Annotated in this window: 16 protein-coding genes and 1 pseudogene; 9 read left to right on the top strand and 8 right to left on the bottom strand. The window is 71.2% G+C overall.

The features are described 5' to 3' along the window. The first annotated feature begins 34 nt into the window (after window positions 1-34). From galE to idi, 3 genes are all read left to right on the top strand, one after another. A complete protein-coding gene (gene galE, locus ACTMVF_RS16300; protein WP_441271736.1) occupies window positions 35-1,018 on the top strand; it encodes a UDP-glucose 4-epimerase GalE in 984 nt (327 codons plus the stop codon). A 157-nt stretch (window positions 1,019-1,175) separates the two neighbouring features. Beyond that, window positions 1,176-2,117 (top strand): cation diffusion facilitator family transporter, encoded by a 942-nt coding sequence (locus ACTMVF_RS16305; RefSeq protein WP_441271737.1) that lies wholly within the window; start codon window positions 1,176-1,178, stop codon window positions 2,115-2,117. 187 nt (window positions 2,118-2,304) lie between these two features. Further along, window positions 2,305-2,898 carry an isopentenyl-diphosphate Delta-isomerase gene (gene idi, locus ACTMVF_RS16310; protein WP_441271738.1) on the top strand — a complete coding sequence of 198 codons (594 nt, stop codon included), beginning with the start codon at window positions 2,305-2,307 and terminating at the stop codon, window positions 2,896-2,898. A 15-nt stretch (window positions 2,899-2,913) separates the two neighbouring features. Here idi and ACTMVF_RS16315 read toward each other — a convergent pair whose 3' ends face one another. Then, on the bottom strand, window positions 2,914-3,423 hold the full coding sequence (locus ACTMVF_RS16315) for an ATP-binding protein (RefSeq protein WP_441271779.1): 510 nt from the start codon (window positions 3,421-3,423) through the stop codon (window positions 2,914-2,916). Between the two features lie 279 nt (window positions 3,424-3,702). Between ACTMVF_RS16315 and ACTMVF_RS16320 the strand changes: the two genes are divergently transcribed. Beyond that, window positions 3,703-4,452, top strand: coding sequence for an enoyl-CoA hydratase/isomerase family protein (locus ACTMVF_RS16320; RefSeq protein ID WP_441271739.1), 750 nt, complete (start codon window positions 3,703-3,705; stop codon window positions 4,450-4,452). On the opposite strand, the gene ACTMVF_RS16325 is transcribed toward ACTMVF_RS16320, so the two are convergent. Beyond that, complete coding sequence (locus tag ACTMVF_RS16325) at window positions 4,439-5,074, bottom strand: DJ-1/PfpI family protein (RefSeq protein ID WP_441271740.1); 636 nt, start codon at window positions 5,072-5,074, stop codon at window positions 4,439-4,441. The genes ACTMVF_RS16320 and ACTMVF_RS16325 overlap by 14 nt on opposite strands. A gap of 32 nt (window positions 5,075-5,106) precedes the next feature. Further along, on the bottom strand, window positions 5,107-6,066 hold the full coding sequence (locus ACTMVF_RS16330) for a GlxA family transcriptional regulator (protein WP_441271741.1): 960 nt from the start codon (window positions 6,064-6,066) through the stop codon (window positions 5,107-5,109). Window positions 6,067-6,092: 26 nt separating this feature from the next. On the opposite strand from ACTMVF_RS16330, the pseudogene ACTMVF_RS16335 reads away from it, so the two are divergent. The 4 genes and pseudogenes from ACTMVF_RS16335 to ACTMVF_RS16350 all read left to right on the top strand — a co-directional run bounded on the left by ACTMVF_RS16335 (window position 6,093) and on the right by ACTMVF_RS16350 (window position 11,161). Next, window positions 6,093-6,874, top strand: a pseudogene (locus ACTMVF_RS16335) (SCO6745 family protein). 136 nt (window positions 6,875-7,010) lie between these two features. Then, window positions 7,011-7,142, top strand: coding sequence for an LPFR motif small protein (locus ACTMVF_RS16340; protein WP_252100478.1), 132 nt, complete (start codon window positions 7,011-7,013; stop codon window positions 7,140-7,142). Between the two features lie 104 nt (window positions 7,143-7,246). After that, the gene (locus ACTMVF_RS16345) at window positions 7,247-9,622 is read left to right on the top strand and encodes a Tex family protein (RefSeq protein WP_441271742.1); all 2,376 of its coding nucleotides are present in this window, start codon (window positions 7,247-7,249) and stop codon (window positions 9,620-9,622) included. A 357-nt stretch (window positions 9,623-9,979) separates the two neighbouring features. Next, entirely contained in the window at window positions 9,980-11,161 is a 1,182-nt protein-coding gene (locus ACTMVF_RS16350; RefSeq protein ID WP_441271743.1) for a serine hydrolase domain-containing protein, read from the top strand. Window positions 11,162-11,188: 27 nt separating this feature from the next. Here ACTMVF_RS16350 and ACTMVF_RS16355 read toward each other — a convergent pair whose 3' ends face one another. Both ACTMVF_RS16355 and ACTMVF_RS16360 read right to left on the bottom strand, forming a co-directional pair. After that, window positions 11,189-12,829, bottom strand: coding sequence for an ABC-F family ATP-binding cassette domain-containing protein (locus ACTMVF_RS16355; protein ID WP_441271744.1), 1,641 nt, complete (start codon window positions 12,827-12,829; stop codon window positions 11,189-11,191). Between the two features lie 223 nt (window positions 12,830-13,052). Next, window positions 13,053-14,075 carry an oxidoreductase gene (locus ACTMVF_RS16360; RefSeq protein ID WP_441271745.1) on the bottom strand — a complete coding sequence of 341 codons (1,023 nt, stop codon included), beginning with the start codon at window positions 14,073-14,075 and terminating at the stop codon, window positions 13,053-13,055. A gap of 66 nt (window positions 14,076-14,141) precedes the next feature. Here ACTMVF_RS16360 and ACTMVF_RS16365 point away from each other — a divergent pair, with 66 nt between their 5' ends. Beyond that, the gene (locus ACTMVF_RS16365) at window positions 14,142-15,089 is read left to right on the top strand and encodes an FAD-dependent oxidoreductase (RefSeq protein ID WP_441271746.1); all 948 of its coding nucleotides are present in this window, start codon (window positions 14,142-14,144) and stop codon (window positions 15,087-15,089) included. A 13-nt stretch (window positions 15,090-15,102) separates the two neighbouring features. Here ACTMVF_RS16365 and ACTMVF_RS16370 read toward each other — a convergent pair whose 3' ends face one another. From ACTMVF_RS16370 to ACTMVF_RS16380, 3 genes are all read right to left on the bottom strand, one after another. Further along, window positions 15,103-16,806, bottom strand: a complete 1,704-nt coding sequence (locus tag ACTMVF_RS16370) for a BCCT family transporter (protein WP_441271747.1) — start codon at window positions 16,804-16,806, stop codon at window positions 15,103-15,105. Between the two features lie 88 nt (window positions 16,807-16,894). Further along, a complete protein-coding gene (locus ACTMVF_RS16375; protein ID WP_441271748.1) occupies window positions 16,895-18,154 on the bottom strand; it encodes a M14 family metallopeptidase in 1,260 nt (419 codons plus the stop codon). After that, complete coding sequence (locus tag ACTMVF_RS16380; RefSeq protein ID WP_441271749.1) at window positions 18,151-20,109, bottom strand: Xaa-Pro dipeptidyl-peptidase; 1,959 nt, start codon at window positions 20,107-20,109, stop codon at window positions 18,151-18,153. Before ACTMVF_RS16380 ends, ACTMVF_RS16375 begins: the two co-directional genes overlap by 4 nt. Window positions 20,110-20,297: the final 188 nt, after the last annotated feature.

Below are 20,297 nucleotides of genomic sequence, written 5' to 3' on the forward strand. Positions count from 1 at the left end.
GTCTCGCCTGTTCCTCCACATAGGGTGGGCGACCATGACATGGCTGATCACAGGCGGAGCCGGCTACATCGGAGCACATGTGGCGCGGGCCATGACCCATGCCGGAGAGCGTGTCCTGGTACTGGACGATCTCTCGGCCGGGTTTCCCCAGCGGCTCCCGTCGGACGTCGCACTGGTCGAGGGCTCTTCGCTCGACGGTGACCTGCTGAAGCGGGTCCTGGCCGAGCATGCGGTGACGGGTGTGGTGCACCTCGCCGCGCGCAAGCAGGTCGGGGAGTCCGTGGCGCAGCCGACGCGCTACTACCGGGAGAACGTGGGCGGCCTCGCCACGCTCCTGGAGGCGGTCGCCGAGGCGGGGGTGAAACGATTCGTCTTCTCGTCGTCCGCCGCCGTCTACGGCAACCCCGATGTGGATCTCATCACGGAGGACACGGCGTGCGCGCCGGTGAACCCGTACGGCGAGACCAAGCTCGCCGGTGAGTGGCTGGTGCGGGCGACGGGCCGGGCGCACGGCATCGCGACCGTGTGCCTGCGCTATTTCAACGTCGCGGGCGCCGCCTCGCCCGAGCTGGCGGACACAGGCGTCTTCAACATCGTCCCCATGGTCTTCGACCGGCTCACCCGCGACGAGGCCCCGCGGATCTTCGGCGACGACTATCCGACGCCCGACGGCACCTGTGTCCGCGACTACATCCATGTCGCCGACCTCGCCGAGGCGCACCTGGCGGCGGCCCGCCGGCTCACCGCAGCGGACGCGAGCGGCGATCTGACGGTCAACATCGGTCGCGGCGAGGGCGTCTCCGTGCGCGAGCTGATCACCGTCATCGGCGAGGTCACCGGCGACCCGCGCCCCGCCGTCGTGGAAGCACGGCGCCCCGGGGACGCGCCGCGCGCGGTCGCCTCGGCCGCGCTGGCCGCCGAGGAACTCGGCTGGACGGCTCGGCGCGGGATACGCGAGATGGTCGAGTCGGCGTGGCAGGGGTGGCTGCTGCACCACGGCGGCCGGTCGAGCGGCTGATCATGCAGGGCCCCTGACCTGCGGATCGTTTCCGCAGGTCAGGGCACATGACAACGGTGTTCAGTGCCGCGTTGCCCGATACCCCCCGCCCGTAGTTCACTGTGATCCCGGGCGGATGTTCCGACCGTCGGACGAACCACGGAAGGGCGGCTTTCTCATGGGGGCTGGGCACGATCACGGGCATGCGCACACGCACGCGCCCACGACCGGCACGGCGGCGGCCGCCTATCGGGGAAGGCTGCGCGTCGCGCTGTCGATCACGCTCGGCGTCATGGTGGTCGAGATCGTCGGCGGCGTGCTCGCGGACTCGCTGGCCCTGATCGCGGACGCGGCGCACATGGCGACCGACGCGCTGGGCCTCGGCATGGCCCTGCTCGCCATCCACTTCGCGAACCGCCCGCCGAGCGAGAAGCGGACCTTCGGCTACGCCCGCGCGGAGATCCTCGCCGCCCTCGCCAACTGCCTGCTGCTCCTCGGCGTCGGCGGCTATGTGCTGTACGAGGCGATCCAGCGGTTCTTCACGCCCGCGGACACCGAGGGCGGCCTGATGATCGTGTTCGGCGCCATCGGCCTGGTCGCGAACATGATCTCGCTGACGCTGCTGATGCGCGGCCAGAAGGAGAGCCTGAACGTGCGCGGCGCCTTCCTGGAGGTGGCCGCGGACGCGCTGGGCTCGCTGGCGGTGCTGATCTCGGCGGTGGTGATCCTGGCCACCGGCTGGCAGGCCGCCGACCCGGTCGCCTCGCTGGTCATCGGCCTGATGATCGTGCCGCGCACCTTCAAGCTGCTGCGCGAGACCCTGGACGTGCTGCTGGAGTCGGCCCCCAAAGATGTCGACATGGCGGACGTACGGGCCCACATACTCGCCCTGGACGGTGTCGAGGACGTCCACGACCTGCACGCCTGGACGATCACGTCCGGCATGCCGGTGCTGTCGGCTCATGTGGTGGTGCGCTCCGACGTCCTGAACGCGATCGGCCACGAGAAGATGCTGCACGAGCTCCAGGGCTGCCTTGGCGACCACTTCGACGTGGAGCACTGCACCTTCCAGCTGGAGCCGGTCGGGCACGCGAAGCACGAGGCCCGGCTCTGTCACTGAAACAGACGCACGGTCCGATAAAACGCCAGTACGGACGGAATGCAGCGATCCGGTGATCGGTCGCGTCCTCATGCCCACAGCGTCCCCGCAGGCGGTTCCGGGCCCGCCGCGCCGGGCACGATCAACTTCCGGGAGCGCCGGTTTCGTACGGCACACTTGGGGCGCAAGACCGATGCGAAGGATGGGTATGCCGATCACACCTGCGACCGCGACGCACAGTCCGTCGAACGGCGCCGCAGACGCGATTTTGCTGGAACTGGTCGACGAGAACGGTGTGACGATCGGCACCGCGGAGAAGCTCGCCGCCCATCAGCCGCCGGGGCAGCTGCACCGCGCCTTCTCCGTGTTCCTCTTCGACGAGCGAGGCCGGCTGCTGCTCCAGCAGCGGGCGCTCGGCAAGTACCACTCCCCCGGTGTGTGGTCCAACACCTGCTGCGGTCACCCCTACCCCGGCGAGGCGCCCTTCGCGGCCGCGGCCCGGCGCACGCACGAGGAACTCGGCGTCTCGCCGTCGCTGCTCGCGGAGGCGGGCACGGTCCGCTACAACCACCCGGACCCCGACTCGGGTCTGGTGGAGCAGGAGTACAACCATCTCTTCGTCGGCCTGGTGCAGTCCCCGCTGCGGCCGGATGCGGAGGAGGTCGGCGCGACGGCCTTCGTGACCTCCGCCGAGCTGGCGGAGCGCCATGCGAAGGACACCTTCTCGTCCTGGTTCATGACGGTGCTCGACGCGGCCCGTCCCGCGATCAGAGAGCTGACAGGCCCGTCGACCGACTGGTGACGGGAGTGACGGGAACTAGGGCACGCGCACGGGTTTGAGCGGGACGGCGGACCAGATCACCTTGCCGCCGCTCGCCGTGTGCTCGACGTCGCACACGCCGCCCGCCTCCCGCGTGATCTCACGCACCAGGAGCAGCCCGCGGCCGCCGGTCTGGCCGTGGTCGGCCTCCAGCGCGGTCGGGCGGTAGGGGTGGTTGTCCTCGACGGACACCCGCAGCCACTCGGCGCCGACGGCGACCTCCACCGCGAGCGTCGGCGACAGCAACGCCGCGTGCCGCACGGCGTTCGTGACCAGCTCCGAAACGATCAGCAACACTCCCTGGACCAGGTCGTCCGAGACCGGCACGCCCTGGCGGTACAGCAGGTCCCGTACGGCGTGCCGCGCCTGCGGGACCGAGGCGTCGACGGCGGGAGCGGTGAACCGCCAGACGCCCTCGTACGGCAGTGGATCCGGCGGCCGCTGACCGAGGGGCTCGTCCGCGCCGCCTGCTGGGCGTGGGCCGGACCCCCGCCCGTGGTTCTCCATCGTCCGGTCGCCACCCTCGCGCTCGATTGTCACCACACGTCGAGTGTTGGTAACGCGCACGTCCGGACCGTGGAACTGAACACAAGTCAGCAGGTATCGAGCGTTTTTGACCGTTGGCGTATGACGCCGTCAGATGTGGGACCGCTCCTGTCCCGCTCGTGCCGACTTGGCGAACTATTCGGGTTGTACGGGTTTGAGGGCCGTGCGAACCGTGGGCCGCGCACCGTCGGACGGACCTTCTTGATCGGCCGTTCGGTGCGGGCGGATAGCATCCGGGCCATGGAGCCCCAGCTGCTGCACAGCGTCGCCGACTCGGTCGCCACCGTCGTCATCCACCATCCGGCCAAGCGCAACGCGATGACGGCCGCGATGTGGCGGGCGCTGCCGCCGCTGCTCGACACGCTGGCCGCCGATCCGGCCGTACGGGCGCTGGTGGTGACCGGTGAGGGCGGGACGTTCTGCGCGGGCGCCGACATCTCGACGCTCCAGGGGTCCCCTCAGGAGCCGCAGGCGCTGGCCGTGGCCGCCGAAGAGGCGCTGGCCGCGTTCCCGAAGCCGACGCTGGCCGCGGTCCGGGGACACTGTGTGGGTGGTGGTTCGCAGTTGGCGGCGGCCTGTGATCTGCGGTTCGCCGAGGAGGGGTCGCTGTTCGGGGTGACGCCGGCGAAGCTCGGGATCGTGTATCCGGCGTCCTCCACGCGGCGGTTGGTGTCCCTGGTGGGGCCGGCGACCGCCAAGTACCTGTTGTTCTCGGGCGAGTTGATCGACACCGAGCGGGCGCTGCGTACGGGGCTGGTGGACGAGGTGTTGCCGGCGGGCGAACTCGGCAAGCGGGTCGTGGAGGTCACCCGGGTCCTGGCGTCGCGTTCACAGCTGACGCAGGCCGCGGCGAAGGAGTTCGCGGACGGGCGAACCGACCGGGACGGTCACTGGGCGGAGCAGGCGCGCGCAAGCGGCGACACCGCGGAGGGCGTCGCCGCGTTCCTGGAGCGCAGGCAGCCGCGCTTCACCTGGACTACGTCAGGCTGAATCGGCTGTCCGTGCGGAACTCCTCGACGAGGTGGGCGGGCGCCTTCTGCGGGGAGCCCGCGTCGTAGGGCGGCTGCGGGTCGTACTCGATCAACAGCTGTATCGCCTGGGCGTGTTCGTCGCCGGTGATCTTCCCGGCCAGGGTCAGGCCCATGTCGATGCCGGCGGAGACCCCGGCCGCGGTGACGTACTTGCCGTCGGGCACCACCCGCTCGCTCGTGGGCTCGGCGCCGTACTGCGGCAGGAAGTCCAGGGTGAGCCAGTGGGAGGTGGCGCGGCGACCCTCCAGGAGGCCGGCGGCGGCGAGCAGCAGCGAGCCCGAGCAGATGGACGTCGTCCAGGTGCTGGTGGTGTCGGCGGCCCTGAGCCACTCCAGGAGGGCCTTGTTCTCGATCTCGGCGAAGGTCCCGGGCCCGCCCGGCACCACGACGATGTCGGGGTGCGGCACATCGGCCAGGGTCTTGTCGGCCGTGAGGGCGAGGAATCCCGTGTCGGCGTATACGGGCCCCGCCTGCGCGGCGACGAAGTCGACCTGCGCGTGCGGGACGCGGCTCAAGACCTCGTAGGGCCCCACGATGTCGAGCGCGGTGAAGCGGTCGTAGAGGACCATGGCGATCTGCATGGATGTCCCTTTCTCAGGGGCTTGGGCCGGGTTCACCGGACGTCGGCGGGGCGGAACCGGCGGCGGTACTCGACCGGGGCCGCCCCGAGGCTCTTGACGAAGGCGCGCCGCATGGCCTCGGGCGTGCCGTAGCCGCAGGCGCGGGAGATCTCCTCGATGCCGTCGCCCGTGTCCTCCAGGAGGCGGCGGGCGTGTTCGAGACGGACCCGGTCGACGTACCGGCCGGGGGTCGTACCGGTCTCGCTCTGGAAGGCGCGGGCGAAGTGACGCGGGGAGAGGCTCGCCCGAGCGGCCAGCGCCTCGACCGTCAGATCGGCGTCGGGGTGCTCGGCGATCCAGCGCTGGACCTCCCTCAGGGGTTCGCGCTGTGCGGTCTGGGCAGCGAGCTGGGCGCTGAACTGGGCCTGGTTTCCGGGCCGGCGCAGGAAGACGACCAGGTGGCGGGCGAGCGCGAGGGCCACGTCGCGACCCAGGTCCTCCTCGACCAGGGCGAGGGCGAGGTCGATGCCCGAGGTGACGCCCGCGGAGGTGGCGACATGTCCGTCGCGTATGTAGATCGGATCCGGGTCGACCTCGACGGCCGGGTGGTCGCGGGCGAGCTTGTCGCAGTACGCCCAGTGGGTCGTGGCCCGACGGCCGTCCAGCAGGCCCGCCCCGGCGAGCAGGATCGCACCGGTACAGACCGAGACCAGACGCTCGGCACTCGGGCCGTGCTCGCGCAGCCAGTCGGTGAGGCCCGGTCGAGGGCTGCGCGTGCCTTCGCCGCCCGGAATGACGAGGGTGTGCGGGGCGGGGGCGTCGGCGAGGGCGTGATCCGGTACGAGGGTCAGGCCGCTGGAGGTGCGGACGGGGCCGCCGTCCAAAGAGGCCGTACCGATGCGATACGTACCCGGCGTGCTCTTCTCGGCCCCCGTGAAGACCTCCAACGGCCCGGTCACGTCGAGGCTCTGCACGCCGTCGAAGAGTACGAAGAGAACGGTTCGCTGCGCCATGCCGTCGATTCTTCGCGGACCCGGGAATGGCCACAAGGACGCGTTCCCCACCTTTTCTGCCATGGCCGTTTCACGGCTCCTCTGGACGTACCAAGCGGTTGGTAACGTCCGGGGGCACGACTACTGCCGCGCTCGGGATCACGCATCCCAGGGCCGTCAACTTCGCGGTACGGGCCGCCGCGCTGGGTCCGGTCGGTGCGGGCGCGGTGACGGCGGCGTTCTACAACTCCAAGCACGAGCTGGTCGCCCGGCACGTACCCGCGGTCTGGGCGACCGCCTCCCCCGAGGACGTGCTGGCGGCACGCGCGCGTGCGGTCGACGCCCTGCTGCGGCGGCTGCTCGGCGAGGAGGCGGTGGCGTCCGCGGAAGCCTGTTCGCGCAGTGCCCCGAGGAGCCGCACCTGGCGTACTTCCACGCCGCCACGCTGCGCGAGCACCGCGGTGACGGGCATCTCGCCGTACTGATGTCCGTGGGCCTCGACGGGCTGGAGGCGGTGACCCACACCGCGACCGGCGAGGGCATGTCGCCGAAGTGGGTGTTCTCCACCCGCGGCTGGGCCCAGGAGGACTGGGACGCGGCCTGCGGCCGACTGCGCGAGCGAGGTCTGCTGGCGGACTCGGGCGACCTCACGCCGGAGGGCGTCGCCCTGCGTGAGGAGATCGAGGCAGAGACGGACCGCCTGGACCGGGCGCCGTACGAGCGCCTCGGCGAGGAGGGGGTCGCACGGCTGACGGAGCTCGGTGCGGGGTTCGCGCGGGCCGCGGTGGCGGCGGGGGCGTTTCCGGCGAATCTGCTCGGCAGGGGCTGAGGCCTTCCAGCGGGCCCAGGCACGGACGGGACTCCTTGACGGAACTCCTTGATCGGGTCCGCGCTGCATGGCGGGCCCGAGTCGCGGTACCCGGCCCTCAACCGGCCGTCGTGGCCGGAGAGGAAAGGGGAAGCAAGTGTTCCGTGCAATCGCAGACGTGTTGCGGCAGATCGGCGGTGCGATCGCCACCGTCGTGACGCTGCCGTTCCGTGCCCTGGCCCGGCTCTTCGGCGGCGCATCGAGCAGTACGCGAAGCCGCAGGGCCTGATTCTCGCCCCGCCACGACCGGCCGGGGTGCCGCCCTGATCCCCGGTTGTCGGTGCCACCTGCCACAATTGCCGCGCAACCTCAGTCAGAAGGCGGGACGGGATCGTGACGACACCCCTCGTAGGGTCCATCGAAGGCAGGATCGCCGCGGAGCTCGGCGTACGAGAGCGGCAGGTGAAGGCTGCCGTGGAGCTGCTCGACGGCGGTTCGACGGTGCCTTTCATCGCCCGCTACCGCAAGGAAGCGACCGAGATGCTCGACGACGCGCAGCTGCGCACGATCGAGGAGCGGCTGCGCTATCTGCGGGAGCTGGAGGAGCGGCGGACGGCCATCCTCGACTCGGTGCGCGAGCAGGGCAAGCTGACCGAGGAGCTGGAGGAGCGGATCCGCGGCGCCGAGACCAAGGCGCGGCTCGAGGACATCTATCTGCCGTTCAAGCCCAAGCGCAGGACCAAGGCGCAGATCGCGCGTGAGGCCGGCCTTGAGCCCCTCGCCGAGGGGCTGCTCGGCGACCCGACGGTCGACCCCGTCGCCGCCGCCGCGGCCTTCGTCGACGCCGACAAGGGCGTGGCCGATCCGCAGGCGGCCCTGGAGGGCGCCCGGGCGATCCTCACCGAGCGGTTCTCGGAGGACGCCGACCTGATCGGCGAGCTGCGGGAGCGCATGTGGGTGCGTGGGCGGCTGGCGGCCAAGGTGCGCGACGGCAAGGAGGAGGCGGGCGCGAAGTTCGCCGACTACTTCGACTTCGCCGAGCCGTTCACCGAGCTGCCCTCGCACCGCATCCTGGCGATGCTGCGCGGCGAGAAGGAGGAGGTCCTCGACCTCGTCCTGGAACCGGAGGAGCCTACGGACGGTCCCTCGTCGTACGAGGGGATCGTCGCCGCCAAGTTCGGGATCGCCGACCGCAGCCGTCCCGCCGACAAGTGGCTGAAGGACACGGTCCGTTGGGCCTGGCGGACCCGGATCCTCGTCCATCTCGGCATCGACCTGCGGCTGCGCCTGCGCACGGCCGCCGAGGACGAGGCGGTGGGCGTCTTCGCGGCCAACCTCCGCGACCTGCTGCTCGCCGCCCCGGCCGGCACGCGCGCGACGCTGGGCCTGGACCCCGGCTTCCGTACGGGCGTGAAGGTCGCGGTGGTCGACGCGACCGGCAAGGTCGTCGCGACGGACGTCATCTACCCGCACGTCCCGGCGAACAAATGGGATGAGGCGATCGCCAAGCTGGCGCGGCTGGCGAAGGAGCACGCGGTCGAACTGGTCGCGATCGGCAACGGCACGGCGTCCCGCGAGACCGACAAGCTCGCCGGTGAACTCATCACGAAGCACCCCGAGTTGAAGCTCACCAAGGTGATGGTGTCCGAGGCGGGCGCCTCGGTGTACTCGGCGTCGGCGTTCGCCTCGCAGGAGCTGCCCGACATGGACGTGTCGCTGCGCGGCGCGGTGTCGATCGCCCGCCGTCTGCAGGATCCGCTGGCCGAGCTGGTGAAGATCGACCCGAAGTCGATCGGCGTCGGCCAGTACCAGCACGACCTGTCCGAGGTGAAGCTGTCGCGCTCGCTGGACGCGGTGGTCGAGGACTGTGTGAACGGCGTGGGCGTGGACGTCAACACGGCGTCGGCGCCGCTGCTCTCCCGGGTCTCCGGCATCACCTCCGGCCTGGCGGAGAACATCGTGGCGCACCGGGACGCGAACGGCCCGTTCAAGTCGCGCACCCAGCTGAAGGGCGTGGCGCGGCTGGGCCCGAAGGCGTACGAGCAGTGCGCGGGCTTCCTGCGTATCCGCGGTGGCGACGACCCGCTGGACGCCTCCAGCGTGCACCCCGAGGCGTACCCCGTCGTCCGGCGCATGGTGAAGACCTCCGGCCAGGAGGTGGCCTCGCTCATCGGCAACACGGGAGTGCTGCGGTCGCTGAAGCCGACCGACTTCGTGGACGAGACGTTCGGTCTGCCGACCGTGTCGGACATCCTCAAGGAGCTGGAGAAGCCCGGGCGCGACCCGCGGCCCGCCTTCAAGACGGCCACCTTCAAGGAGGGCGTCGAGAAGATCTCCGACCTGGCGTCCGGGATGGTCCTGGAGGGCGTAGTGACGAACGTGGCGGCCTTCGGCGCGTTCATCGACATCGGCGTCCACCAGGACGGTCTGGCGCATGTCTCCGCGCTGTCGAAGACGTTCGTCAAGGACCCCCGGGACGTGGTGAAGCCCGGTGACATCGTCAAGGTGAAGGTCCTCGACGTCGACATCCCGCGCAAGCGGATCTCCCTGACGCTGCGGCTCGACGACGAGGCGGCCCCGCAGGGGCAGCAGCAGGGCGGGGGCGGCGGCGAGCGCCGGCAGCGGGGCGGGCGGCCGCCTCAGCAGCGACAGGCGCGCGGCGGCGGTGGCGGCGGTGGCTCGCGCCAGGCGTCGCCCCCGGCCAACAGCGCGATGGCCGACGCGCTGCGCCGCGCGGGTCTGGTCGACCCGAAGCGGGGCAAGCGCTGAGTCGACACGCGGGCCCGGACTCTCCGGTACGACACGGAGGGTCCGGGACGGTTCACCCCTGGAGCGACGACCCGCGGGCCCTCGGCCGAGCGGTCGGCACGGCTCCGGGGGCCGTACTTCCGGGGCCGTACTGGGCCACGGACGGAGTCGTTTCGTCTCCGGCGACTTGAGCGGCGACATCGGGTTCGACGACGACGGTCTCGTCGTCGACTACCCGCCCAGGCCGGGCCGCGCGGCGCGGGCAAGCCGCAGAGCGCGGCCTGTTGGGCCATGTGCAGTAGCACGAGCGGCTGCCCGGATCCGGGCGGGCGAAGCTGGACGCCCGATCCGCATGCCCGCCGCCGCTCAGGAGTGCCGATGCCCACCCCACCCCGTCGCCGTACCCCGTTCGGGCCCCGTATCGGGGCGGTGTCCGTCTTCGCCGCCTGTCTGGCGCTGCTGTCCCCGGCGGGCGCGGAAGCCGCCGCACGGCCCGGACCGCACCCCGACCACGCCCTTCAGCAGCAGCTGGAGGAGCTGGTCCGCGCGCCGGGCGGCCCGCCCGGCGTCATCGCCGTCCTCCACGACGGCAGGCGTGGCCGGGTCGTCCGGGCCGGCGTCGCGGACCTGGAGACCGGGCGAAGGCCCGACCCGTACGACCACATGCGGATCGCCAGTGCGGCCAAGGCGTTCAGCGGCGCGGTGGCGCTGTCCCTCGTCGACCGTCGCTACCTGCGCCTGGACGACACCTTGCGCAAGCGGCTGCCCCGGCTGCCGCGGGCCTGGGGCTCCGTGACGTTGCGGCAGCTGCTGAACCACACCAGCGGTCTGCCCGACTTCGCGCAGGCCCCGGCGTTCCTGGCGGCCCTCAGGGCAAACCCCCGGCAGCGCTTCGACTCCCGCAGGCTGCTCGACTACGTCGCCGACCGGCCTCTGCTGTTCCGGCCCGGCTCCCGGTACCAGTACTCCAACTCCGACAACATCGCCGTCGCCCTGATGGCGGAGGCGGCGACCGGCGTCCGGTACGAGCGGCTGCTGAACGAGCTGGTGTACCGGCCGCTGAGCCTGCGCGACACCAGCCTGCCGCAGGGCTACCGGATGCCGAGGCCCTATCTGCACGGCTACGACGTGAGCCCGCCCGCGCCTCCGGAGGACGTCAGCGAGGTTCTGAGCATGTCCGCTGTCTGGGCGTCGGGCGGCATCGTGTCGACGCCCGTCGACATGACCCGCTTCATCCGCGGCTACGCCGGCGGCCGGCTGTACGGCCGGGCTGTCGTACGGGAGCAGAGGCGCTGGATCCCGGGGGCGGCGTCCGAGCCCGCCGGGCCGGGGCGCAACGACGCGGGACTCGCCATCTTCCGGTACACGACCCGGTGTGGCGTGGTGCTGGGGCACACCGGCAACACCCTCGGTTACACGCAGCTGATCGCCGCCACGCCGGACGGGCGCCGGTCGTTGACCTTCTCCGTCACCACCCAGATCAACCAGGCCCTGAAGCCCGAGCTGCTGCAAAGAATGCGCGCCGTGCAGGAGAACTTCGTCTGCGCGCTGCTGCGCTGACCGAGGACCGGGGCTGACGCACACGCCCTAGCGTTCGGTCACCTTGCCGTCGGCGACCTCGAGGCGGCGGGTGACGTGGACCGCGTCGAGCATGCGCCGGTCGTGGGTGACCAGGAGCAGCGTGCCCTCGTAGGCGTCCAGGGCGGATTCCAGTTGCTCGATGGCCGGCAGGTCGAGGTGGTTCGTGGGCTCGTCCAGGACCAGGAGGTTGACGCCCTTGCCCTGGAGGAGGGCGAGGGCGGCGCGGGTGCGTTCGCCCGGGGAGAGGGTGGCGGCCGAGCGCAGGACGTGGTCCGCCTTCAGACCGAACTTGGCCAGGAGGGTGCGGACTTCCGCCGGTTCCGTGTCGGGAACCGCCGCGCAGAAGGCGTCCAGCAGGGACTCCTCGCCGTGGAAGAGCTTGCGGGCCTGGTCGACCTCGCCGATCAGGACTCCCGAGCCGAGCGTCGCCTGTCCCGCGGTCAGGGGGACGCGGCCGAGCAGGGCGCCCAGCAGGGTCGATTTGCCCGCGCCGTTGGCGCCGGTGACCGCCACCCGGTCGGCCCAGTCGATCTGCAGGGTCACCGGGCCGAGGGTGAAGTCGCCGCGTCGTACCTCGGCGTCCCGCAGGGTCGCGACCACGGCGCCCGAGCGCGGTGCCGAGGCGATCTCCATGCGCAGATCCCACTCCTTGCGCGGCTCCTCGACGACGTCCAGGCGCTCGATCATGCGCTGGGTCTGGCGGGCCTTGGCGGCCTGCTTCTCGCTGGCCTCGCTGCGGAACTTGCGGCCGATCTTGTCGTTGTCGTTGCTCGCCTTGCGGCGGGCGTTCTTGACGCCCTTGTCCATCCAGGAGCGCTGCATCTGCGCCCGGTCCTGCAGAGCGGCGCGCTTGTCGGCGTACTCCTCGTAGTCGTCGCGGGCGTGACGGCGGGCCACCTCGCGTTCCTCCAGGTAGGCCTCGTAACCACCGCCGTAGAGGTTGATCTGCCGCTGGGCGAGGTCGAGTTCGAGGACCTTGGTGACCGTGCGGGTGAGGAACTCGCGGTCGTGGCTGACGACCACCGTCCCGGCGCGCAGGCCACCGACGAAGCGTTCCAGGCGCTCCAGGCCGTCGAGGTCGAGGTCGTTCGTCGGCTCGTCGAGGAGGAAGACGTCGTAGCGCGACAGCAGCAGCGAGGCCAGTCCGGCGCGCGCCGCCTGGCCGCCCGACAGGGACGTCATCGGCTGGTCCAGGTCCACGGCCAGGCCCAGCGAGTCGGCGACCTCCTCGGCCCGCTCGTCGAGGTCGGCGCCGCCCAGATCCAGCCAGCGCTCCAGGCTCGTCGCGTACGCGTCGTCCGCGCCGGGCGCTTCGTCGACCAGGGCCTGCGTCGCCTCGTCCATCGCACGCTGGGCCTCGGCGACCCCGGTACGCCGGGCCAGGAACTCCCGTACGGTCTCGCCCGGCCGTCGCTCCGGCTCCTGCGGGAGGTGACCGACGGTCGCGGTCGGCGGGGACAGCCGCAGCTCGCCCTCCTCCGGCGCCATCAGCCCGGCGAGCAGGCGCAGCAGCGTGGACTTGCCCGCGCCGTTGGCCCCGACCAGGCCGATCACATCTCCGGGCGCGACGACGAGGTCGAGCCCGCTGAACAGCGAGCGGTCACCGTGGCCGGCGGCGAGGTTCTTGGCGACGAGGGTGGCGGTCACAGGGAGCGATCCTAATGGGCGGGGGGCTCGGGACGCGTCGGGGTATTCCGGCGCGAAACCGTCGGGGCGCAACAACTGCGGTTCGGCAGCGTCCCCAGGGGCGCGGGGCTGTGTCGATATGCGGCTCCGCCGCGTGGGCGCGACCAGCCACGACGGAGCCGCGGACACGCGACGGCATATCGCGGCACCCCCCGCGGAGCGAATCGCGGCACCCAGCGGAGCGCTACCGCGCGACCGACTCCACCAGCACACTCCCCGACGTCCGAGCCACCACGAACGACTCCCCCTTCACCGCCTTCGCGTCCAGCGCGATGCGGTGGCGGCCCGGTTCCAGGATGCCGTCGAAGACCTCGTGGGTGTGGGTGCGGTACAGGCGGTCGAGGCGGTACGTGGTGAGGCGGACCCGGCAGGGTGAGGTGACCTCGACGCCCGCCTCGCCGTCGGCGGCCACCAGACGGGTCAGCCGGCGTTGTTCGGCGGGACTGCGGTCCAGGGCGTGTTCGATCTGGGCGACCAGCAGCGGCACGATCGGCGCGAGCCCGTCGACGTACGCCACGTCGACTCCGGCGTCCGCGAAGGCGCGGCGTACGGCGGCGCGCTGCTCCGCGCCGATCGCCCGTCCGAAGGCGACGGCGCCGTAGGCGCGCAGTTCGTCGGCGGGGACGCCGCCCACGTCATGGGTGATGTCGGCGCCGATGCCGATCGTGCGCAGGGCGGCGGCGAGCTTGGCGAGGAGGGCGACGCGGGCGCCGATGAGGAGCACCCGGCGGCGCGGCGCCTCGGAGTCGCCGTCGAGCAGGGAGCCGAGCGCCGCGCGGTACTCGGCGCCGTGGAAGCGGAAGGGCCCGATGCCGTGGTAGCCGTTGAGCTCCAGGTCGGCGTGTTCGTCGGTCTGCCAGGCGAAGTCCCGCCAGATGTAGTCGTCGCCGTCCTGGTCGATGAGCGCGGTGACGGCGCCGCAGGCGAGGTCCTCGCAGTCCGGGCAGCCGTAGATCACGTACCGGCCGCCGGGAAGCGGGGCGTCCGCCTCCAGGAGCAGGCTGCGGACCTGGGCGGTGAAGATGGCGGGCGGGACGTCGGAGGCGAGCGGGGAGACGGCGTCGAGGTCGGAGAGCTGGAACAGCAGCGGGCGTCCGTTGACGATGAAGTCCACGAAGTCCCGGTGCACCTGGTAGTCACCGTTGGCGAGGACTCCACCGGCACGCATCGCCGGTGCCAGGCCGAAGGTCGCGTACTCGGCAGACATGGTGTGAGTATCCCCACGGAAGGACCGATATGAGCGCGGCATGACATATTCCGCTAACGTCCCGGCATGGGGAGCGAACAGGTGGACGATGTCGTGGTGGTCGGCGGCGGTGTCATCGGGCTGACCACGGCCCTCGTTCTGGCCGAACGCGGCGCACGCGTGCGTGTCTGGACGCGGGACCCCGTCGAGGGGACCACCTCGGCGGTTGCGGGGGCGCTTTGGTGGCCGTACCGGATCGAGCCGCGCGCGCTCGCGCGGGCGTGGGCCCTGCGCTCCCTGGATGTGTACGAGGAGCTGGCGGCTCAGAGCGAGCTGACCGGCGTACGCATGGTCGAAGGGGTACTGGGCGAGGCGAGCCTGGACGAAGCGGACGCGTGGGCCACGGCCCGGCTGCCGGAGCTGCGCGCGACGACGGCCGAGGAGTACGCCGGTTCGGGGCTGTGGGCGCGGTTGCCGGTGATCGACATGGCGACGTTTCTGCCGTGGCTGCGGGACCGGTTCCTGAAGGCGGGCGGCGCGATCGAGACGCGGTCGGTGTCCGGCTTCGCGGAGGTCGACGCACCGGTCGTGGTCAACTGCACGGGACTCGGCGCCCGCGAGCTGGTGCCGGACGCCTCCGTGCGCCCCGTGCGCGGGCAGTTGGTCGTCGTGGAGAACCCCGGTATCCGCACCTGGCTGACCTCGACCGACGCCGACGGGGAGATGGCGTACTTCTTCCCGCAGCCCGGGCGACTGATCCTGGGCGGTACCGCGGTCGAGGACGACTGGTCACCGGAGCCGGATCCGGGGGTGGCCGAGGCGATCGTGCGGCGGTGTGCGGCGCTGCGGCCGGAGCTCGCGGGGGCGCGGGTGCTGGGGCACCGGGTGGGGTTGCGGCCGGTGCGGGACACCGTACGGCTGGAGCGTGAACCGCTGCCGGGCGGGCGGGTGTTGGTGCACAACTACGGGCATGGCGGTGCGGGTGTGACGGTGGCGTGGGGGTGCGCTCAGGAGGCGGCCGGGCTCGCCTCCTGAGCGCGCGCACCGGTCAGCCGTGGTCGTGTCCCAGGGGGTCGCCCTCGGTATCCGTGCCGGCGCCCGGGCCGACCCTGATCTCGAAGTCGCCGTCGTACCTCTTGTGGCCCTCGATCACGGCGAGTTCGACGGCCTCGGAGCCCATCTCGCCGCGCACGATGACCGGATCCCGGCGCAGATCGCGCATGAGGGCGACGCACATGCCGATCATCACGAGGACGAAGGGCGCGGCGGCCAGGATCGTGAGGTTCTGCAGGCCGGTGAGCGCGTCGCCCTGGCCGCTGCCGACGAGCAGCATGATGGCGGCGACGGCTCCGGTGACCACGCCCCAGAACACGACGACGAAGCGGCCGGGTTCGAGGGCGCCCTTCTGGGAGAGCGTGCCCATGACGATGGATGCGGCGTCGGCTCCGGAGACGAAGAAGATGCCGACCAGGATCATCACGAGCAGGCTGGTGACGGTGGCGATGGGGAACTCCTGAAGGAGGCCGAAGAGTTGACCCTCGGGGGTGTTCTCACCGCCGAGCCCGCCGCCCTCCTTCAGCTTCATCGCCGTACCGCCGAAGATCGCGAACCAGACGAGGCTGACGGTGCTGGGCACGAGGATGACGCCGCCGACGAACTGCCGGATGGTGCGGCCGCGGCTGATCCGGGCGATGAACATGCCGACGAAGGGCGTCCAGGAGATCCACCAGGCCCAGTAGAAGACGGTCCAGCTGCCGAGCCAGTCCGCGACGCCCTCGCCGCCGCTGGCCTCGGTGCGGCCGGCGAGCTGGGGCAGGTCGCCGAGATAGGCGAAGACCGACGTGGGCAGCAGGTCGAGCACGATGATCGTGGGGCCCGCGATGAACACGAAGAGCGCGAGGATCAGGGCCAGCACCATGTTGGTGTTGGACAGCCACTGGATGCCCCGCTCGATGCCGGAGACGGCCGAGAGCACGAAGGCCAGGGTCAGCACGGCGATGATCGAGACGAGCAGGCCGGTGCTGACGTCGTCCATCCAGTCCAGTTCCTGGAAGCCGGAGCCGATCTGGAGCGCGCCGAGGCCGAGTGAGGCCGCGGAGCCGAAGACGGTGGCGATGATCGCGAGGATGTCGATCACCCGTCCCCCGACGCCGTTCGCGTGCTTCTCCCCGATCAGCGGGGTGAAGACCGCGCTGATGGTCTGGCGCCGGCGCTTGCGGAAGGTGCTGTAGGCGATGCCCAGACCGACCACCGCGTAGATCGCCCAGGGGTGCAGCGTCCAGTGGAAGAGGGTCGTGGCCATCGCCGTCTCCATGCGTTCGCCGGAGTTGGCGGGGTTCGTGCCCGGAGGCGGGGCCGAGTAGTGCGAGAGCGGCTCGCTCACGCCGTAGAACATCAGGCCGATGCCCATGCCGGCGCTGAACATCATCGCCACCCAGGACACCGTCTTGAACTCGGGTTCCTCGCCCTCGGAGCCGAGGTGGATCCGGCCGTAGCGGCTGATCGCGAGCCACAGCGCGAAGACCACGAAACAGGAGGCGGCGAGCATGAAGGCCCAGCCGCCGTTGTGGATCAGGCCGTTCAGCATCTTCGTGGACACGCTCTCCAGCGAGTCCGTGGCCGCCCAGCCCCAGATCACGAAGGCCACGGTGATGGCCGCGGTGACGCCGAACACCACTCGGTCCGTGCTCGGGTGGCCGGAAACGTCCGTAGGACCCTCCCGGCCACCTCTCTTCTTGAGATCCTCAGTCATCTGCGGCACCTTCCCCGGTGAACGGTGGATACGCCGGTTCCACGTCGTCTCCCAGGACCTACCACAGATCCCGTCGATCTCGGCCGTTTCAGCAGTCGGTGTCGGGCTCACCTGCCGTGAGGTGATAGGGGGCGCGCTCGTCGAGGAGCAGCGGGACGAGGGCGCGCAGGGATTGGCGGAGCGGGACGTAGGTACCGCGGGTCTTCACTCCGTGCAGGGCCAGTTCGTCCTTCACCTGCGTGTACTGGTCGGTCGTGAGCCGGTATCCGCAGGGCGGGTCCTGGATCACCTCGGCGGGTTCGGGCGGGTCGTTGTCGGCGCCGCCGAGGTAGGCGGGGCCGGTGTCGGCGTAGCCGGCGAGCCGGGCCGTGCCGGTCGCCGCCTCGATCCGGCCACGGCGAGCGTCGGTGAACTCGAACAGGCCGTCCAGCGCGGTGAGTTGGGAGCTCACCCGGCGCCGGTTGTTCAGCGCCTCGTCGGCCTTCTCCTCATCGGTGAGCGGGTCGACGCGGCTCTCGATGAGCAGGCCCACCGAGTGCTTGATGCCGGACATGTTCCGCAGGATGCGTTCCTGGCCGTCACCGGCGACCTGCCGGATCGGATCGCCGGTGACCGGGTTCGTCCAGATGCCGTACGTGCCGGTCGAGTAACCGGCACCGGTGGCGGCGGGGCGTACGTACGACTGGGACAGGGCCTGTGCCTCGTCGTGGACGTGCGCGTCCGTGTTGAGGTTGCGCGGCCACAGATCGAACAGGTCCTTGTCGTAGTACGGGGGTGTGGCGCCGTACTCGTGCAGGTCGTAGACCACGTCGGGGCGCTGGTCGCGGATGACGGCGGCCATGGCGCGGCCCTCGGCGGTCCGCAGGGCGATGTGGTCGCGGTTGATGTCCACGCCGTCGCTGTTGCCGCGGGTGTCGGCGACCCGTCCGTCGGGGTTGGCGGTGGGCACGACCAGCAGGGTGGTGCGCTCCAGGAAGCGCCGGGTCTGCCGGTCCTTCGCGTACGCCAGGTCGCGGACGGTGGACAGACAGGCCTCGCGGCCGGAGGGTTCGTCGCCGTGCTGGCTGCAGATGAGCAGCACCTTGTTGGGGGCGGGACTGGTGCCGATGCGGACCAGTTGCAGCGGGCGGCCCTGTTTGGTCGTACCGACGCGGGCGACGGAGACCCGGTCGCTCGCCTTGTCGACGGCCGCGAGGAGGGCCTGTTCCTCGGATTCTCCGGTCCATCTGGCGCCGTTCGACTGCTCGAAGCCGGTGCGGGGCGGGGTGTCGGCGGCGTGGGCGGGTGCGGCGGCGAGAGATGCGGCGAGGGCCGCCGCGACGACGGTGACGGTTCGGATGCGGGTCACTGGCCTCCCTCCGGGATGCGGTGGGTGCTGCGCGGGGCGATGGTCACGCCGTCGAGGGGCGCGGTCTCGGGGGCTGCGGATACGGAGCCCGTGGTGGCGCGGACGAACGCGGGGGCGCCGCCGACCAGCGGGAGGCGGGCCTTCGTACGGGAGAGGTCGAGCGTGAGGGTCGGGGTGGTCGAGGGAGGATCGATCAGGTCCTTGTCCGTGCCGGCGATGATCAGGGCGAGGCGGTGGCCCGCCGGGACCACGTGATCGGTGGCCGCCAGGTCGAGGGTGATCGTGTACGGCTTGCCCGGGGTCAGGGGTGTGCCCTTCAGGTCCGAGGCGAAGTTCCCCAGGTCGGCCCAGCCGCGGCTGACGACCGTGTAGTCGACGTCGGCGGTTTTGGCCTTGGTCTCCTTGAAGCAGGCGCTGTCGCCGGCGGTGCTGACGCCCCAGCAGGTGCGGTCGGTGAGCGTGGTGATGCCCTCGCCGCTCGTCGCGTAGTCGCGGATGGTGTCGGGGCCGAGGTCGACCAGGACGGCGGAGAGGTGGGCCGTCGAGGTGGTCGGGGTCGCGGTGACGGTGACCTCGGAGGAGCCGGCGAGGCGCAGGTCGCGGGTGAGCGGCTTGGTCACGAAGCCCGCCTTGTCGGGGGTGGACCGGTCGATGTGCGCGGCCCAGTCGGTCTCGCTGTGCCGCGGGTCGTCGGTGAAGGTCTCGGTGCCGTCGCCCTTGCGCAGGCCGAGGGTGCCGACGCCGGCCTGGGTGCCCTTGGCCGGGCGCAGGGTGGTGGTGTCGGTGCCGCGCGGCGGCCAGACCTTGGAGGTGACCCACTGGTCGGGGTGGCGCTCGATGTCGGCCATCGGCTCGCGGTCGATGCCGTTGTCGTAGCCGAGGAGTTCGTGGTCGAACCAGCGGTGCAGGGTCTCCACCCATGCGGCACGGCGGAAGTCGAAGGGGTCGACGTGGCCGGTCTGGGAGAGCCAGATCTTGCGCTCGACGCCGTTCTTGGCCAGGGCGTCCCACCACTGGCCGACGTGCTTCATGCGGACGTTGAGGTCCTGCATGCCGTGGATCAGGAAGACGCTCGCCCTGACCTTGCGCGCGTCCTTCACGTAGTCGCGCTCGGTCCACAGCGGCGTCCAGTCGCCGGTGCGCGGGGCCCCGTCGACGAGCATCTGCTGGACGGCGCCGCACTTGGCGCGGGCATCGGGGCTGTCGACGTAGTCGGAGAGCCAGTCGGGGCCTGAGTCGTACAGCGGGGCGCCCTGCTGGAAGTAGTAGTCGTACCAGGAGGAGATGGCGCTGATCGGGACGATGGTCTTCAGGCCCTCGACCCCGGTGGCGGCGACGCCGTTGGCTATGGTGCCGTCCCAGCTCTTGCCGATCATGCCGGTGCGGCCGTTGGTCCACGTCGCCTTGGCCTTCGTGGTGCCGGTGCGGGTCGTGTACGCCTTCGCGCGGCCGTTCAGCCAGTCGACGACGGCCTTCGCGGAGAGGATGTCGGAGCGGCCGCCGACGTCCACGCAGCCGTCGGAGCGGTTGGTGCCGGCGAGGTCGACGCCGACGAAGGCGTAGCCGCGAGGCACGAAGTAGTTGTCGTAGAACAGCGGCATCTGGACGACGTCGCCGTTCGCGTCGTACGTCTTCTTCTGGCCCTCGTTGCCTCGCCCGCAACAGGAGTAGTACGGGCTGGCGTCCATGATGACGGGGACCTTGCGGCCCTGCTGGGCCATTTCGCGGGGCCGGACGATGTCGACGGCGACTCGGTCGGTCTTTCCGTCGCGGTCGTGGTCCAGTCCGGTGTCCACCCAGACGGCCTCGCGGATGGCGTTCTCGTACGAGTGGACGGGTCTGCTCTCCCGCGGGGCGGTGTGCGCCGTCGCGGGGGTCAGGAACGTGGCCATGAGGGCAGCGGTGGCCACCGTCGCGAGCGGTCTCCAGATCGTGAAGCGCGTGCGTATCGGCATGCGCGGACGGTACATCGGTCAACTCCCGTGCAGAAGAGGGTGACTGATGACTCATGAGGTCCTGAGTGGCCGATAAACGCCCCTGGGGCGGGTCGGCTCATGTCGGCCGAATGGCGATCGTGTGACAGCAGTGGTCATGGACACACCGGGGGCACAGGTGGTGAATAGGCTCCGGACAGACTTCGGGC

The sequence above is a fragment of the Streptomyces sp. SD31 genome (genome assembly GCF_052068475.1).
Classification (GTDB): Bacteria; Actinomycetota; Actinomycetes; order Streptomycetales; family Streptomycetaceae; genus Streptomyces.